A 704-nucleotide genomic window follows, 5' to 3' on the forward strand; every position below is an offset into this window, starting at 1 on the left:
TTTGGATAGACCATGTGGTCGATGGAGCTGTCGTCAATGTCGAGCAAATAACAGGTAGCGCCTGCCTCGAAAGCCCAGTAGCCGTAGTAGAACGCTTCGTCGTCTTGGATCTTCTTATGGGCGTCGTACCAGCGAGCACCATCTTGATAGCGATACCACTGCTTAAGGTAGTCTTGGAGGCGCGGGATGGCGGCCTCTGCGCTCTCCAAGAAGTAGGCTTCAAGCAGGGCTGAGTAGGGCTTCTCGAACTGCGCCACGTCCATGTCTTCCTGCGGATTCGTGACGTATTCGTAGATCAGTTGCTCATATAGCCCGTCTCTATAGCGGTTGCTCTCCATGGCCGCGATGATGCGCTTAATCGAGTGGCCATCTCGAATCAGCACGGCAATACTGAACAGTTGCAGCGCATTTTCATACTCGACTCTGTCACTGAAGTCGACAGCGCAGATGGTCAAGTCGGTGTCACCTTGATCTTTGAATTTCTCTCGCAAGAAGAGACGGTAAGGGACATTCAGCTCATTCCAGCGAACAAACTCATCGACGACGAGAGCGAACTGGCGAGCTAGCTTGTCTAGATCCTTGCCTGCCGTGTATTCCAGCATCCACAGGAAGAATCTCTCTTGAAAGACGGCACCTTGTGCATCCGCTAGATAGTACGGGTCAAGGTCACCACGCCGTACACTTCTGACGCAAACCTCGATACC

The 704-nt window shown here is 52.7% G+C and carries 1 protein-coding gene; it reads right to left on the reverse strand.

The features are described 5' to 3' along the window. On the reverse strand, positions 1-602 hold a 602-nt coding region (locus tag ACTWQN_RS38010), incomplete at its 3' end, for a PoNe immunity protein domain-containing protein (protein ID WP_443208527.1). Between the last annotated feature and the right edge of the window lie 102 nt (positions 603-704).

Source organism: Saccharopolyspora antiqui (genome assembly GCF_052246905.1).
GTDB lineage: Bacteria > Actinomycetota > Actinomycetes > Mycobacteriales > Pseudonocardiaceae > Saccharopolyspora.